Origin of the sequence: Streptomyces sp. NBC_01260, from assembly GCF_036226405.1 — a bacterium.
Classification (GTDB): Bacteria; Actinomycetota; Actinomycetes; order Streptomycetales; family Streptomycetaceae; genus Streptomyces; species Streptomyces laculatispora.
The window spans coordinates 7,965,097-7,979,361 of sequence record NZ_CP108464.1 but is presented as its reverse complement, the minus strand read 5'-3'; the positions used below and the strand labels follow the sequence as shown (position 1 = coordinate 7,979,361).

Annotated in this window: 15 protein-coding genes and 1 pseudogene; 11 read left to right on the top strand and 5 right to left on the bottom strand. The window is 71.7% G+C overall.

Annotated elements, in window-relative coordinates:
* Positions 1-86: 86 nt before the first annotated feature.
* Complete coding sequence (locus tag OG322_RS35515) at positions 87-566, top strand: SRPBCC family protein (RefSeq protein WP_123467307.1); 480 nt, start codon at positions 87-89, stop codon at positions 564-566.
* Between the two features lie 63 nt (positions 567-629).
* Here OG322_RS35515 and OG322_RS35510 read toward each other — a convergent pair whose 3' ends face one another.
* Complete coding sequence (locus tag OG322_RS35510) at positions 630-1,781, bottom strand: PLP-dependent cysteine synthase family protein (RefSeq protein ID WP_329307458.1); 1,152 nt, start codon at positions 1,779-1,781, stop codon at positions 630-632.
* A 229-nt stretch (positions 1,782-2,010) separates the two neighbouring features.
* On the opposite strand from OG322_RS35510, the gene OG322_RS35505 reads away from it, so the two are divergent.
* The 3 genes and pseudogenes from OG322_RS35505 (at position 2,011) to OG322_RS41760 (ending at position 3,499) form a co-directional block, all read left to right on the top strand.
* Positions 2,011-2,328, top strand: a complete 318-nt coding sequence (locus OG322_RS35505; protein ID WP_123467311.1) for a hypothetical protein — start codon at positions 2,011-2,013, stop codon at positions 2,326-2,328.
* Positions 2,329-2,515: 187 nt separating this feature from the next.
* On the top strand, positions 2,516-3,037 hold the full coding sequence (locus OG322_RS35500; RefSeq protein WP_185095609.1) for an ATP-binding protein: 522 nt from the start codon (positions 2,516-2,518) through the stop codon (positions 3,035-3,037).
* Positions 2,997-3,499, top strand: a pseudogene (locus tag OG322_RS41760) (YxiG-like protein). Before OG322_RS35500 ends, OG322_RS41760 begins: the two are co-directional and overlap by 41 nt.
* 616 nt (positions 3,500-4,115) lie before the next feature.
* Here OG322_RS41760 and OG322_RS35485 read toward each other — a convergent pair.
* The 3 genes from OG322_RS35485 to OG322_RS35475 are packed head-to-tail and all read right to left on the bottom strand — an operon-like array spanning position 4,116 to position 7,746.
* Positions 4,116-6,686, bottom strand: a complete 2,571-nt coding sequence (locus OG322_RS35485; RefSeq protein WP_124286305.1) for an ABC transporter permease — start codon at positions 6,684-6,686, stop codon at positions 4,116-4,118.
* Positions 6,683-7,459, bottom strand: coding sequence for an ABC transporter ATP-binding protein (locus OG322_RS35480; RefSeq protein WP_123467315.1), 777 nt, complete (start codon positions 7,457-7,459; stop codon positions 6,683-6,685). The genes OG322_RS35485 and OG322_RS35480 overlap by 4 nt, the downstream gene beginning before the upstream one ends.
* Positions 7,456-7,746: an SHOCT domain-containing protein gene (locus OG322_RS35475; protein WP_123467317.1), complete on the bottom strand. Its 291-nt coding sequence runs from the start codon at positions 7,744-7,746 to the stop codon at positions 7,456-7,458. The genes OG322_RS35480 and OG322_RS35475 overlap by 4 nt, the downstream gene beginning before the upstream one ends.
* A 199-nt stretch (positions 7,747-7,945) precedes the next feature.
* On the opposite strand from OG322_RS35475, the gene OG322_RS35470 reads away from it, so the two are divergent.
* The 3 genes from OG322_RS35470 to OG322_RS35460 are packed head-to-tail and all read left to right on the top strand — an operon-like array spanning position 7,946 to position 9,354.
* Positions 7,946-8,530, top strand: a complete 585-nt coding sequence (locus tag OG322_RS35470) for a TetR/AcrR family transcriptional regulator (RefSeq protein ID WP_124286303.1) — start codon at positions 7,946-7,948, stop codon at positions 8,528-8,530.
* A gap of 43 nt (positions 8,531-8,573) precedes the next feature.
* Positions 8,574-8,762, top strand: coding sequence for a hypothetical protein (locus tag OG322_RS35465; protein ID WP_124286302.1), 189 nt, complete (start codon positions 8,574-8,576; stop codon positions 8,760-8,762).
* A 10-nt stretch (positions 8,763-8,772) separates the two neighbouring features.
* Positions 8,773-9,354 (top strand): DUF4865 family protein, encoded by a 582-nt coding sequence (locus OG322_RS35460; RefSeq protein WP_124286301.1) that lies wholly within the window; start codon positions 8,773-8,775, stop codon positions 9,352-9,354.
* A gap of 497 nt (positions 9,355-9,851) precedes the next feature.
* On the opposite strand, the gene OG322_RS35450 is transcribed toward OG322_RS35460, so the two are convergent.
* On the bottom strand, positions 9,852-11,066 hold the full coding sequence (locus OG322_RS35450; RefSeq protein WP_123467325.1) for an ROK family protein: 1,215 nt from the start codon (positions 11,064-11,066) through the stop codon (positions 9,852-9,854).
* A gap of 122 nt (positions 11,067-11,188) precedes the next feature.
* On the opposite strand from OG322_RS35450, the gene OG322_RS35445 reads away from it, so the two are divergent.
* The 4 genes from OG322_RS35445 (at position 11,189) to OG322_RS35430 (ending at position 14,235) form a co-directional block, all read left to right on the top strand.
* The gene (locus tag OG322_RS35445) at positions 11,189-12,406 is read left to right on the top strand and encodes an MFS transporter (RefSeq protein ID WP_329307457.1); all 1,218 of its coding nucleotides are present in this window, start codon (positions 11,189-11,191) and stop codon (positions 12,404-12,406) included.
* Positions 12,407-12,485: 79 nt separating this feature from the next.
* Entirely contained in the window at positions 12,486-12,857 is a 372-nt protein-coding gene (locus OG322_RS35440) for an SCO4225 family membrane protein (protein ID WP_123467327.1), read from the top strand.
* Between the two features lie 20 nt (positions 12,858-12,877).
* A complete protein-coding gene (locus OG322_RS35435; RefSeq protein ID WP_123467328.1) occupies positions 12,878-13,633 on the top strand; it encodes a maleylpyruvate isomerase family mycothiol-dependent enzyme in 756 nt (251 codons plus the stop codon).
* Between the two features lie 95 nt (positions 13,634-13,728).
* On the top strand, positions 13,729-14,235 hold the full coding sequence (locus tag OG322_RS35430; RefSeq protein ID WP_329307456.1) for an NUDIX hydrolase: 507 nt from the start codon (positions 13,729-13,731) through the stop codon (positions 14,233-14,235).
* Positions 14,236-14,265: the final 30 nt, after the last annotated feature.

Genomic DNA, 14,265 nt, shown 5'->3' with positions numbered 1-14,265 from the left:
CGCCGTTGGTGCCGACGACATCTGACGGTGCGCCAGATATGGTGAGCCCGGCCCGTCCGCCGCCGACCGCACGGGAGGTGCGTTCCATGGCACGCCGACTCCGCTCCGTGGGCCTCGACTTCGTCGAGGCCGCTCCGCTGAGGCTTGTCTTCGCCGCCGAGGTGGCCGCGCCACCCGATGCCGTGTACCGGGCCCTGGCCGATGATGTCGAGGGCTGGCCCGGCTGGTTCACCCAGCTGACGGCGGCGCGGCCGGTCGGTGCGGGCGCGGGCCGCGAGGTGCGGCTCCGGGGCGGGATCGCGTTCCGGGAGACGGTCGTGGCCGCGGAGCCCGGCCGGCGGTACGCCTACCGGGTCGACGACTCCAACGCCCCCGGGTTGCATGCCCTGGTGGAGGAGTGGCTGCTGACCCCGGCCGGCACCGGCACCCGGGTGCAGTGGACGTTCGCCGCCGACGGGTCGGCGCTGTTCCGGTTCACGATGCGGCGGGGGCGGGCGGCGGTGGGCAGGTCGTTCCGGGACGCGGTGCGCAACCTCGGCCGTCGGCTCTCGGCGGCCGGGGCCTGAGGTGTGCCGCGGCCGGGGGCGCGCGGCGTGCCACCTGTGGTGCGCCGCGCGCCCCTGGTGGGATCAGGCCGTACTCCCCTGCTGACCGGGCCAGTTCCCGGTGGCGAGGAAGGCGTCGATGGTCCGGGTGTACGGCGCGATGTCCAGGCCCTGTGCGGCCAGCCAGGAGTCGGAGTAGTACTTGTCGAGGTAGCGGTCACCGGGGTCGCAGATCAGGGTGACGATGCTGCCGGTACTGCCCTGTGCGAGCATCTCGGCGACCAGCTTGAACGCGCTCCACAGTCCCGTCCCGGTGGAACCACCCGCCTTGCGGCCGATGGACCGTTCAAGGGCACGCACGGCCGCGACGGTGGCCGCGTCCGGGACCTTCATCATCCGGTCGATGGCGCCCGGGACGAAGCTCGGTTCCATCCGCGGTCTGCCGATGCCCTCGATGCGGGATCCGCAGTCGCTGGTGGCGAGGGGGTTGTGGTGGGTCCAGCCCTCGAAGAAACAGGAGTTCTCCGGGTCGGGCACACAGATCCGGGTGTCGTGCTGCATGTAGTGCACGTACCGCGCGATGGTCGCCGAGGTGCCGCCGGTGCCCGCGGTGGCGACGATCCAGGCGGGCTCGGGGTACCGCTCCAGCCTCAGCTGCTGATAGATCGATTCAGCGATGTTGTTGTTTCCGCGCCAGTCCGTGGCCCGCTCGGCATAGGTGAACTGGTCCATGTAGTGGCCGCCGGACTCCGCCGCGAGCGTGGCGGACTCCTCGTACAGCCTGCGGGAGTCGTCGACGAAGTGGCAGCGGCCGCCATGGAATTCGATGAGCCGGCACTTCTCCGGGCTGGTGGTGCGGGGCATCACGGCGATGAACGGCACCCCGATCAGCTTGGCGAAGTACGCCTCCGAGACGGCGGTCGAGCCGGACGACGCCTCGATCACCGGCTTTCCGGGGCGGATCCAGCCGTTGCAGAGCCCGTAGAGGAAGAGCGAGCGCGCCAGCCGGTGCTTGAGACTGCCGGTGGGGTGCGTCGACTCGTCCTTGAGGTAGAGGTCGATGCCCCAGCTCTCGGGCAGCGGGAAGCGCAGCAGATGGGTGTCGGCCGAGCGGTTGGCATCGGCCTGGACCTTGCGTACGGCCTCCTTGAGCCAGGCCCGGTACGCCAGGTCGGTCCGGTCGATGTCGACGGTCGCCACGGCTTCGCCTTCGTGTCTGTGCTCACTCGTGTCCATCAGCGCGCTTCTCCTCCTACGACCGGTCTCGGCGCGCCCCACGATATGCCCCCCACCTGCACAAACATTGACTTTGATACTCCATAGCCCTGCCTTGGTGTTGCGGGCGGGGCGCCTGCGGGGGCGGACGCGGCGCAAATGCGTCCTTGCGCCCCGCCCCGGTCTGGTGCACCGGGGCCGCGTTGTGCACACTTTCTCTCGGGGGCGTGACGAAGGGGGCGAAGGGGCCATGTCCGAAACGGAGTTCAGCGAGACGGGCGTACGGATCGACCGGTGGGCGCGCTCGCTCTCGCGGGCCGGGCAGGTGACCGTCAAGGACGGCCGGCTGGCCCTGCTGACCAGTTACGGCCGGGAGATCGACAGCGCACCGGTGGGGACCGTGAGCACGGGCAGGGCATGGTTCGCGGGCGGGGACGCCACGGTGGCGCGGGTCAACGGGACGCGGTACCGGCTGACGATGCCGCGGCGCCCGGGGAAGCCCGACGAGGCCGGCCCCGCACGCCGGTTCCTCGACGCGCTGCGCGGCGCGGGCGGCGGGCGCGGCTGACGGGGCGGCGCCGCGGGGGCACCGCGAGTTGCGGAGCCGTACCCTCTGAGCGACATTGGAGACACGTCACTCATGGTTTACCGGCGGTGACACTGTGATCCAGGCCGCCGGCCCGGAATCAGCAGCCGGCCATCTGCTGGATCCGTCCCTTCGTCTTCTTCCGGACCTATTTCGGGGAGTCGCAGCCGTGATCAGCGAGCCCAGCAGGCACTGCACGGTGGAGCTCCAGGCCCTGCCGTCGCGGATCGGTCAGGTCCGCAGAATCATCTCGGCGCAGTTGCGCTACTGGCATCTCGATCCCCTGATCGACCATGCAGCGCTAGGCGTCACGGAACTGCTGACCAATGTCCACCGGCATGCACAGCCGGACAAATCATGCACTGTCGAGATCGAGTTGCTGCTCGAACGCCTGACGGTGTCCGTCCATGACCACGACCCACGGCTGCCGACCGTGCGCGAGGCAGACGACTCCAGTACGTCGGGGCGCGGACTCGCACTGATTGCCGCGGTCAGCGAGAGCTGGGGCGTCCGCCCCCGGGGCGAAGCCGGAAAGATCGTCTGGTTCACCCTTCCGACCCCTTGCCTGTTCGCCGTCCAGCCACCGCATTCGGTGTACGGGGCGACGACCGACGGACCGTTCGACCTGAGCGGCATCATGTCGCCGGAGGGTGTGCAGCCCTCGGTGGCACGGTCCGTGTCGGTCGGCTGACACGGCGGGAGCGGGGCGCCTCGTCAGGCGTCCCGCTCCCGCCGTCGCGTGTCGGCACTCCAGCTACATGCGCGACTACGAGGTCATCGTCGATGTGGGGTGTGGCTCCCATGACAGCGTGGCGCCGACCTATCTGCGCTATCTCTTCCGGTACTGCGTCGAGGCTCGATGCGAGACCTTCCTGCCCGCGGAGACCTGGCGGGCTTCCTTGGACGACCGTCTCCTCGACCACGAAACCGCTGACCCCGATCTCGGCGGTTACGTGTGGGCATAAAGTTTCATGAGCTGTACGGAGCTGAGCTTCGTCCCGCGTCGGAGGCTGCCCGCCGCTGGACGAAGGCTGTCGGGATCAACTTCCATGAGGTTCACATTGAGACCAACGTGCACGACCTGACCATGCTCTTCTCGGACATTCAGGTGAGTGAGGTCCCGGTCGGATACGCACCCTTCATCGCGGGCTGAGGATCAGAGTTCGTATGATTTCGTGACTCGCGCGTCTCCGGCTCTTTCTGCCTGTCATGGGGCGGGGGATCCGAGTGACGCGGAGTGGGAACGGCTGCAGCTGTTCCTGCCGGTCAGCAGGGGGCGTTGTGGCAGATGACGAAACTGCCAGCAGGTGATCGACGGGATTCCGCACCGGGCAGGAACCGGAGTTCAGTGGCGTGACCTGCCCGGACAGTTCGGGCCTTGGAAGACCGTCGAAGCCTGTCCTGGAGAAGATCCGCGTCCTGCGGATCGGATCGGGCCGGCCCGGCCAGAACCTGACAGCATCGCCGCAGACAAGGCTTACACCAACGGCGCCTGCCGCCCATACCCGCGGAAGCGGGGCATCCGCCACGCCACCCCGGAGAAGGCAGACAGCCAGGCCGCCCGCCAACACGAAGACTCACGCGCGGACGGCCGCCCAGCTTCGACGAAGACCGCTACAAGGAGCGGAACACCGTCGAACGAGCAATCAACCGGATCAAGCAACACCGGGCCGTCGCCACCAGATACGACAAGCGCGGCCAGGTGTTCCTTGGCACTGCAACAGCAGCCCTGGTCATCTGCTCCGAACGTGATCAGCCGGACACAGGTCCTAGTCGGCGGCGATGGCCCGGAGCACATCGAGCCGCGCCGCCCGCCTGGCCGGCCGCCAGCCGGCCAGGGCGCCCGCGGTGACGCCCACCAGGGCGATCAGCAGGAGCCTGAGCGGCGGAAGGGCGAAGGCGAACGCCGTGTCGCCCGCCCCTTCGGATGCCTTGACCAGCACCCAGCCGAGGCCGCCGCCCAGCAGTAGACCGCCCGCCGTGCCGAACGCGGCGACCAGGACGGACTCCCAGCGGACCATGGCCCGCAGCTGCCGCCTGGTCTGCCCGACGGCCCGCAGCAGACCCAGTTCCCTGGTGCGTTCGTGGATGGCCAGGGTGAGGGTGTTGGCGATGCCGAGCAGGGCGATGAGCACGGCGAGTGCCAGCAGCGCGTAGACCAGGGTCAGCATCATGTCGATGCCGCCGGCCGAAGACTGTGCGTACTCGCCGCGGGTCTGCACATCCGGGTTCCCGTACGCGGCCGCGGTCTTCGCGACCGCCGCCTTTCCTTCGGCGGTGGACACCCCGTCCTTGAAGGACACGGCGATCAGCGAGTCGGAGTCCTGGGCGCGGTGAGGTGCCCAGGCCTGCCGGGTGATCACATAGTCCCCGGCCAGTTCCGACTGCCCGAAGACGGCGCGGACGGTGAACGTCCGCACCTTCCCGTCGGTGAAGGTGAGCCGTGCGGTGGAGCCGGTGCGCAGGTGGCGCTTGCCCGCCTCGGTGTCGGAGACGGCGATGCCGTTCGTGCCCAGCGACTTCATGGATCCCTCGACCTTGCCGAGGTCGAAGACCCTGGCGAGCGCGGCCGGGTCGGTGACGGTGAGGGCTCGCCCGGAGCCGTTGACCTCCGCGACGCCCTTGCCGAGCCCGACCGCGGTGTCCACGTCCCCCAGCCGGTCGACGGCCGGGGCCAGCCGCGGGCTGAGACCGCTGCCGCCGGCCCCGAACGCGGGTGCGCTGATGGCGACGTCACCTGCGAAGGAACGGTCGACCGTCCGGTTCATGGTGGCCTTCAGCGAGGCTCCGAACACCGTGAAGAGCGAGACCACCGCGACGCCGATCATCAGGGCGGTGGCCGTCGACGCGGTCCGCCCGGGACTGCGCAGCGCGTTGCGCCGGGCAAGGTGGCCGGTGGCGCCGCGCAGCCGGCCGAGCGGCGCCCCGAGGAGGCGGACGGCGTACGAGGAGGCGGCCGGCCCGAGGACGACGAACGCGGCGAGCGCCAGTACCGCGCCGGCGGCCGACAGCCAGACGGACGGGGCGGCCGCCGCTCCGGTCAGGATCACGGCGAGCGCCGCGAGCAGCAGCCCGAGCCCGGTGACGGTACGGGTCCGGGAGGCCGCCGAGCCGTCGACGGCGGTTTCCCGCAGGGCAGCGAGCGGCGCGGTGCGTCCGGCGTGGACGGCGGGCACCAGGGCGGAGCCGGCGCAGACGATGACACCGACGGCGAGCGGCAGCAGCATGGACACTCCGCTGAGGACGAGGGATCCCTCGGGGAACGGGAATCCGATCGCCGGGAAGAGCGCCTGGAGCCCGGCGGCGATACCGATGCCGCCGGCCAGACCCGCCGCGGAGGCGATCACGCCGACCACCGTCGCCTCCACGAGGGTCGAGCCGAGGATCTGCCGCCGGGAGGCCCCCAGGGCGCGCAGCAGGGCGTTCTCCCGGGTGCGCTGGGCGACGACGATGGCGAAGGTGTTGTGGATGGAGAAGGTCGCGACCAGCAGCACGATGCCGGAGAACACCAGCAGCAGGGTGGTGAACAGGCTGAGGAAGGCGCCGGAGATCCTGTCCTGGCTCTCGGCTGCCGAGGCCTGCCCGGTGATGGCCTCGGTGTGCGGGGGCAGCACGGGGCGCAGTGCGTCCACCAGTTCCCGCTGACTGGTGCCGGGGCCCGCGCGCACCTGGATGCCCGACGCCTGGCCGGGCTTGGGCGCGAGGTGCTTCTCCGCGTCGGCGAGCGTCATCGCGGTGTACGTGACCTGCGCCATGCCGTCCTCGCCGCCGAAGGTGGCCAGGCCGACGACGGTGACGCGCACCGGGTCGGGGGTGCGCAGCACGGTCGTGTCGCCGATCTTCAGCCCGCCCTTGTCGGCGGTCCCTCGGTTGACGACGACCTCGCCGGGCGCGGCCGGGGCCCGTCCCTCGGCGAGCCGGTAGGGGTTGAGCTTCGGGTCGTCGATCCAGTTGCCCGCGAGAGTGGGCGGTCCCTGGCCGCCGATGGGCTTGCCGTCGGAGCCGATCAGCTGGCCGGCGCCCTGGATGTCGGGGGCGACCGCGGCGACCTGGGGAAGCTTCGCGATGCGCCGTGCGAGGCCGGTGCTCACTGGCTGCCGGGTGCCCTCGGAGTCGCCGGAGACGGTGACGACGTTGGTGCTGCGGACGACCGCGTCGGTGCCGCTCGCGGCATTGGCGAACATCGTGTCGAAGCTCGCGCGCAGGGTGTCCCCCATCACGAGCGTTCCGGTGAGGAAAGCGACGCCGAGCAGTACGGCGGTCAGGGTGCCGACGAAGCGGCGCCGGTGGGCGCGGAGCGAGGAGAGGCTGAGGCGCACGGAGGCGCCGGTGCTGTTCATCGCGTGCCCCGGGCGTCCGGCGCGGGGTCGAATGCCTTGAGGCGGTCGAGTACGCGTTCGGCGGTGGGGTCCGGCATCCGGTCGACGAGCCTGCCGTCGGCCAGGAAGACGACTTCGTCCGCGTGGGCGGCGGCGACCGGGTCGTGGGTGACCATGACGACGGTGCGGCCGGTCTGCCGGACGGTGCGGCCGAGCAGCCGCAGCACCTCCTGGCCGGAGCGCGAGTCGAGGTTGCCGGTCGGTTCGTCGGCGAAGACGACTTCGGGGCCGCCCGCGAAGGCACGGGCCACGGCGACCCGCTGCTGCTGGCCTCCGGAGAGCTCGCTGGGCCGGTGGTGCAGACGGTCCCGCAGCCCGACGGTGTCGATGAGCGCGTCCAGCCGCGCCTGGTCGGGGCGCTCACCCGCCAGGTCCATGGGGAGCGTGATGTTCTCGGCGACCGTCAGCGTCGGCAGGAGGTTGAAGGCCTGGAAGACGAATCCGATGCGCCGGCGGCGCAACAGGGTGAGCCGGCGGTCGTCGAGGGCGCCGAGTTCGGTGTCGCCGATGTAGGCCGCACCCGCGGTGAGGGTGTCGAGTCCGGCGGCGCAGTGCATCAGGGTGGACTTGCCGGAGCCGGAGGGCCCCATGATCGCGGTGAAGCGGCCGGCCGGGAAGTCGACGCTCACCCCGTCCAGGGCCCTGACTTCGGTGTCGCCCGTGCCGTAGAGCTTCACGGCCTCGACGACCCGGGCGGCGGTCGCGGTGCCGGTGGCCGCGACGGTGGCGGTCATGCCGCACCGCCCTTGCCACGGATGCCGAACTGCTCGTCGAGGACGGAGAGGCGGCGCCAGTACTCCTCCTCGTCGATCTCCCCGGCGGCGAAGCGGCGCCCGAGCATCGCGATCGGTGAGGGTTCGGCGGGGCCGCCCAGTGCGGCTCGGACCTGCCACGGGCCGCGCCGGCCACGCCAGACAGTGCGGCGCAAAGTCGTGACGACGCCGATGACGACGGTCGCCCAGATGAGCGGGAAAAGGAGGACCCAGGGTCCGGGTCCGCCACTGAAGGCCAGGGTGTTCATCTCGCTCAGCTCCTCGGTTGAGGGGTCTCGTTCACGTTCTTCTGTCGCTTCCGAGCCTGTCTCCGGGGAGGGGTCCGCGTCGTCGTACGGCCAGCGGCAGTGCACGTACCCCCTCGGGAGTAGACGGCGGGCGGGCGACTGCTCCTGCCCGTCTACCACTGCCGCTGAATCACTGTCGTCGGATTCTGTACCTACTGGTATGTACAGTGAATCCATGAGCACTCCGGACCGTCTGATCGAAGCCACCCAGGACCTCCTGTGGGAGCGCGGTTACGTGGGTACGAGCCCCAAGGCCATCCAGCAGCACGCGGGCGCCGGTCAGGGCAGCATGTACCACCACTTCAGCGGCAAGCCCGATCTGGCGCTCACCGCCATCCGGCGCACGGCCGCCGAGATGCGCGTGACGGCCGGCCGCACCTTCGACTCCCCCGGGTCGGCGTACGAGCGGATCTCGCGCTACCTGTTGCGTGAGCGCGATGTACTGCGGGGCTGCCCGGTGGGGCGGCTGACGATGGACCCGGAGGTCATCGCGAGCGACGAGCTGCGGGCCCCCGTCGACGAGACGATCGCGTGGCTCCGCGGCAGGCTGGCCGCGATCGTCCGGGAGGGCCTGGAACGCGGCGAGTTCGCCCACCCCCTGGTGCCGGACGACATCGCGGCGACGATCGTCGCGACGGTGCAGGGCGGCTATGTGCTGGCCCGCGCCTCCGGTTCGGCGGACGCCTTCGACGCGGCCGTCCGCGGACTGCTCACGCTGCTCGCCCCCCGTACGGATGCCACCTGATCCCCTGCCGCACGCGACCGATCGCTCAAGGAGCACCTCGCACATGCGCATCACCAGGAACCGCCTCGACACGCAGGCCGGACCCGCCGAACACTTCAACGGCACCGTCTGGCTCGACGAGATCGCGGCGCCCGAACCACCGTCCCATCCGGCCCTCGTCGAAGCGGCCGAGGACGGCGCCGCCATCCACGGGCACACCGACGCCGGCGTCGGCGACTACCCGACGGTCTGAGGAGTACGCGATGCACGCCATGCAGTACGAGATCACGTTGCCGGCCGACTACGACATGGGCATCATCCGCGACCGGGTGACGGCCAAGGGCCACCTCCTGGACGACTTCCCCGGACTCGGCGTCAAGGCGTACCTGATCCGGGAACGCGGTGAGGACTCGCCGGTCAACCAGTACGCGCCGTTCTACCTGTGGTCGGCACCCGAGGGCATGAACTCCTTCCTCTGGGGCCCCGGATTCCAGGGCATCGTGCGGGACTTCGGGCGGCCCGAGGTGCAGCACTGGGCCGGGCTGGCGTACGAGGAGGGCCCCTCGTCTGCCGCGCTCCCCCGCACGGCCACCCGCCGCCGCGCACCCGTTCCGGCGTCGGCCGCTCCGGCGGACGCGGTCGACGCCGCGCTGGAGGAGAACAGCCGGCTCGCGAAGGCTCCCGGTGCGGTCGCCACGGCGCTCGCCGTCGACCCCCGCCGCTGGGAGCTGGTCCACTTCACGCTCTGGGACCATCCAGCGCCGAAGGAGCCGGGCGAGCGCTTCGAAGTGCTCCACCTCAGCCAGCCGGGGCGCGGAGATCTGCGGCAGGGGCGCCAGTGGTAGCCACGGTCCGCACCGTTCTCGGGGACGTCCCCGCCGGGGACCTGGGGGTGTGCGACGCCCACGACCCTCTCTTCCTGCGCAGCCCGCTGCTGCCGGGCCAGGAACTGGCCGACCGGGAGGAAGCAGCCCAACGGCTGCGTTCCTTCAGGGGGTTCGGCGGCGGCACGGTGGTGCAGTGGACGCCTCACGGGCTGGGCGCGGGGCCGGATCGCTGGCCGGGCTGTCCCGTTCGACGGGCGTGCACGTGGTGGCGGCGACCGGGCTGCACCAGGCGGCGCACTGTCCGCCCGCACGGCTCGACCTGATCCGGGACACTCTCGCCTCGCTCTTCGTCGCGCAACCCGGCACGGGCGTTCGCGCTCGGACCGGTGCGGGACGCGTGAGGTTCGGCCGGTGCGGGACGCGTGGCCCTGAGCGGGCGCCGGGCGCACGAGCGCGGGCGGTTGCGCTTCCGGCGCGGTCGCGGTCCCACCCGCTCGCAGCCGTCGGCCCGCCCCTCAGGCGAGCGCGCCCAGCGGGTCGTCCAGCACCGGCTGCCAGGCCAGCTCCGCCGCACCGACCAGGCTGTTGTGGTCAAGGGTGCAGGGCAGGATCGGCACACTGCCGCTGCGCCCCCACAGACTGCGGTCGGCGACCACCGCCCGCAGCCGTTCCGGGTCGGCGTCGAGCAGCGCGCGGTGCAGTCCGCCGAGGATGATCCGGTCCGGGTTGAGGATGTTGACCAGCCCGGCGAGACCAAGGCCCAGACGGTCGATGAGCTCCTCGGCGGCGACCCGCACCGCCGTGTCGTCGTACTCGTTGCGCAGCAGGTCCCCGGACTGCTTGAGGAGCGACTCCTCGGGGCCGGGTGCGCGCCCGGCCGCCGTGAGGAAGGCGAGCGGGTCGGTCTCGACGTCGAGGCAGCCTCGGCCGCCGCAGTGGCAGGGCCGGCCCTCCGGGTTCACCGTGAGGTGACCGACCTCCAGGGCCAGCCCCGAACTCCCGCTGTGCAGGCGGCCGTCCAGGACGAGCGCCCCGCCGACGCCGCGGTGGCCGGTGGCCACGCAGAGCAGATGCTGGGCACCGCGCCCGGCCCCGTGCCGGTGCTCGGCGAGCGCGGCGAGGTTGACGTCGTTCCCGGTGAACGCCGGTCCCGCGATGCCCGCTTCGCGGACACATGTGGCGAAGATCTCGCGGACCGGGGCGCCCGCGGGCCAGGCGATGTGGAGCGGGTTGAGGGCGGTGCCCTCCGGCTCGGCGACCGCGGACGGCACGGCGAGCCCCGCCCCCACGCACCTCAGCCCGCTGTCCCGCAGCAACCGGGCGCAGTCGTCCACGACTTCACCGATGACCTGCGCCGGGTCCGCCGTGATGGTGACGCACCCCGGGGCGGTCGCGACGAGCCGGCCGCCCAGTCCGACCAGCGCGGCCCGGAAGCCGTCCGCGTGGACCTGGGCCGCGACGGCCACCGGCCCGGACTCCCGCACCGCCAGCCGGTGCGAGGGACGGCCCTGCGAGCCCGCGGCCGAACCGGGGCTGGAGTCCACCCTGATCAGGCCGAGCGCCTCCAGCTCCGCGGCGACCGCGCCTGCCGTGGCGCGGGTGACACCGAGCTCGGAGGTGAGGACCGCACGGGTGGGCGCGCGTCCGGTATGGACCAGTTCCAGTGCGGGCCCGAGCGCGCTGCGGCCCCTCTCCAACTTCGTCCGGGTGGTGGTCACCTTGCCGTTCATGGGGGCGAGTCTCCCATGATCCGGAGGTGTTGCCGACGCCGTGGTGGCCGGGTTCCCCCCTTGCGCGGCCCCGGCCGTCGGCCACCTTGCGCCCGTTGTCCGCAGGCCTCTATGCTGAGTTTGTGCCGCAACTAAACAAACTGCGGACGGCACTGCCGGGGGGACCGGGCGGCAACCCCGCCACACCCTCGTCCTCCCGTCTCCGTACCGCGCTGACCGTGTTCTTCGCCCTCGACGGGTTCCTCTTCGCCGGCTGGGTGGTCCGCATCCCGGCCATCAAGCAGCAGACCGGCGCCTCGGCCGCCACCCTCGGCCTCGCACTCCTCGGCGTATCCGCCGGTGCCGTGATCACCATGATGCTCACCGGCAGGCTCTGCAACCGCTTCGGCAGCCACGCGGTGACCGTGGTGTGCGGAGTCCTGCTCTCGCTCAGCATCGCGCTGCCCGCACAGACCCATTCGGCACTCTCGCTCGGCCTGGTGCTGCTGGTGTTCGGCGCCGCGTACGGCGGGATGAACGTGGCGATGAACAGTGCGGCAGTGGATCTCGTCGCCGCCCTGCGGCGCCCCGTGATGCCCGGTTTCCACGCCGCTTTCAGCCTCGGCGGCATGATCGGTGCCGGGCTCGGCGGACTGGTCGCCGGCGGGCTCCCGCCCTCGACCCATCTCCTCGTCCTGACCGGATTCGGACTGCTCGTGACCGCCGTCGCGGGCCCGGTGCTGCTGCGGCACACCGTTGCGAAGCCTGCGACGGAGGCGGCCGCGAGCGGCGAGCGCCCCAAGCGCCTGGACGGACGGGCACGCCGCGTGGTGCTGCTGTTCGGCATGATCGCGCTCTGCACGGCGTACGGTGAGGGCGCTCTGGCCGACTGGGGCGCACTCCACCTGGAACAGGACCTGCACGCCCACCCCGGGGTCGCGGCGGCCGGTTACTCACTGTTCGCCCTGGCCATGACGGCGGGCCGGCTCACTGGCACGGCACTGCTCGAACAGCTCGGCCAGACCCGGACCCTGGTCGCGGGCGGCGGCACCGCGGCGGCAGGCATGCTGCTCGGCTCGCTCGCCCCGACCACCTGGCTCGCGCTCCTCGGCTTCGCCGTCACCGGGCTCGGCCTGGCCAATATCTTCCCGGTGGCGATCAGCAGGGCCGGCGAGCTGGCGGGCCCCGGCGGAGTGGCCGCGGCCTCTACGCTCGGTTACGGCGGAATGCTGCTCGGACCGCCCGCGATCGGCTTCCTGACCGACTGGTTCTCGCTGCCGGCTGCTCTCACCACGGTGGCCCTGCTGGCGGCAGCGGCGGCGGCGCTGGGGTACGGCGCCCGCAATGTGGCGCACACCTGAGCAAGTGAGTAGCCGTACTCAGGCAGAAACGATTCCCCGAACGCACCATGGAGAGGTCAGCCACCAACGGGGAGCAACGATGAACAAGCCGGTCACGACCAAGCAGCACCTTCGCGCAGTCGCACGCCTGACCTTCGGCAACGCCGCCTCACTGATCTATCTGGGAGTAGTGGCGGCCACCGCCGTGTTCGTCACCGTGGACACCCTGTTCGTCTCCCACGAGGACGGCTCGTTCGCCGGGGTCTGGCTCTTCTTCCTGGCGGCGCCCACCGTTTTCGTCTTCCTTCTCGGCAGTTCGACGTGGGGAGCGGAGGCGGCCGGGCCCGACTGGTACCTGTACCTGGCCCTGGTCGTGTCCGTGCTGGTGCAGTCGTTCGTCCTCGGCTGGTTCGTACGCCTGCTGCGCGGCGGTGCCGGCCGGACGCATTCCGCCCACCCCAAGGGCGCCTGAGCACTGGCACAATCCCTGCCATGGAGATCGCGGAGCACATCAACACCCTGGCCGCCGAGGGCCGCTTGCTGGCCGAAGCCGCACAGGAGGCCGGAACCGGGGCTCCCGTGCCGACGTGCCCGAGCTGGCAGGTGCGGGATCTGCTCCGGCACACCGCGATGGTCCACACCTGGGCGGCCGCCTTCGTCGCCGAGGGACACACCTCGTACGTCCCCGACGCCGGGGAGCCCGACCTGGACGGGCCCGAGCTGCTCGACCGGTTTCGCGAGGGGCACCGCCGACTGGTGGACACCCTGGCCGGCGCATCGCCGGACGTGAAGTGCTGGACCTTCTTCGCCGCGCCGTCGCCGCTCGCCTTCTGGGCGCGGCGGCAGGCGCACGAGACCACGATCCACCGGGTCGACGCGGAGTCCGCACGCGGCGGCGCGCTGTCGCCCGTGGCGGCCCCTCACGCCGTGGACGGCGTCGATGAACTGCTCCGCGGGTTCCACACCCGTCCGAAGAGCAGGATGCGCACCGAGGTGCCCCGCACGCTGCGGGTGCGGGCCACGGACACCGGCACGGTGTGGACCGTACGGCTCTCGGCGCAGCCGCCGCGGACCGTGCGCGAGACCGGGGTGCCCGCGGACCGGGCCACGGACTGCGAGTTGAGCGCCACGGCCCAGGAGCTCTGTCTCTCGCTCTGGAACCGGCTTCCGCTCACCGCCCTCACCGTGACCGGCGACCCTGATCTCGCCCGGCTGTGGCGCGAGAACTCCGCGGTCACCTGGGCCTGAGCCGACGCCCCCTTCGGCGGACGGGGGCCCTGCTCCGCGTCAGGGGCCGGGATATCGCGGCGGCGCACGCGCGCCGTCCCGGCTACCCTGCCGGAATGTCTGATCAAGAAGGCTACTGCCGCCGCTCCGCCCGTGTGGTGCTGGTCGACGACACGGACCCGGTGCTCCTGCTGAAGTCCCATGCCGATCCGGCCGACCCGGGGAGCGACCACAGCTGGTGCACCCCCGGCGGGGGCGTGGAAGAGGGCGAGAGCCTGGCCGAGGCCGCAGCCCGGGAACTGCGTGAGGAGACGGGGCTGTCCGTCGACGTGAAGGACCTCGGGCCGAAGGTCGCGGAGACCTCCGGGTATGCGGACCTCGGCTGGGCCGAGGGTATGTTCCAGGACAACTTCTTTCACCACCGGGTCACGTCCCACCACGTCGATATCAGCGGGCAGGAGGCGCACGAGCGCGCCCACCACGCGGGGCACCGGTGGTGGGCGCTGGATGAGCTCGCCGCCTCCGACGACACCGTCCATCCCCTCGGTCTCGTGGAGCTGACCGCCGAACTCATCGCCGGGCGCATCCCCGCCGAGCCGGTCCGGCTGCCCTGGCACCACTGACGGTCCGGCGCCTCGCGGTGCCGTGGGATG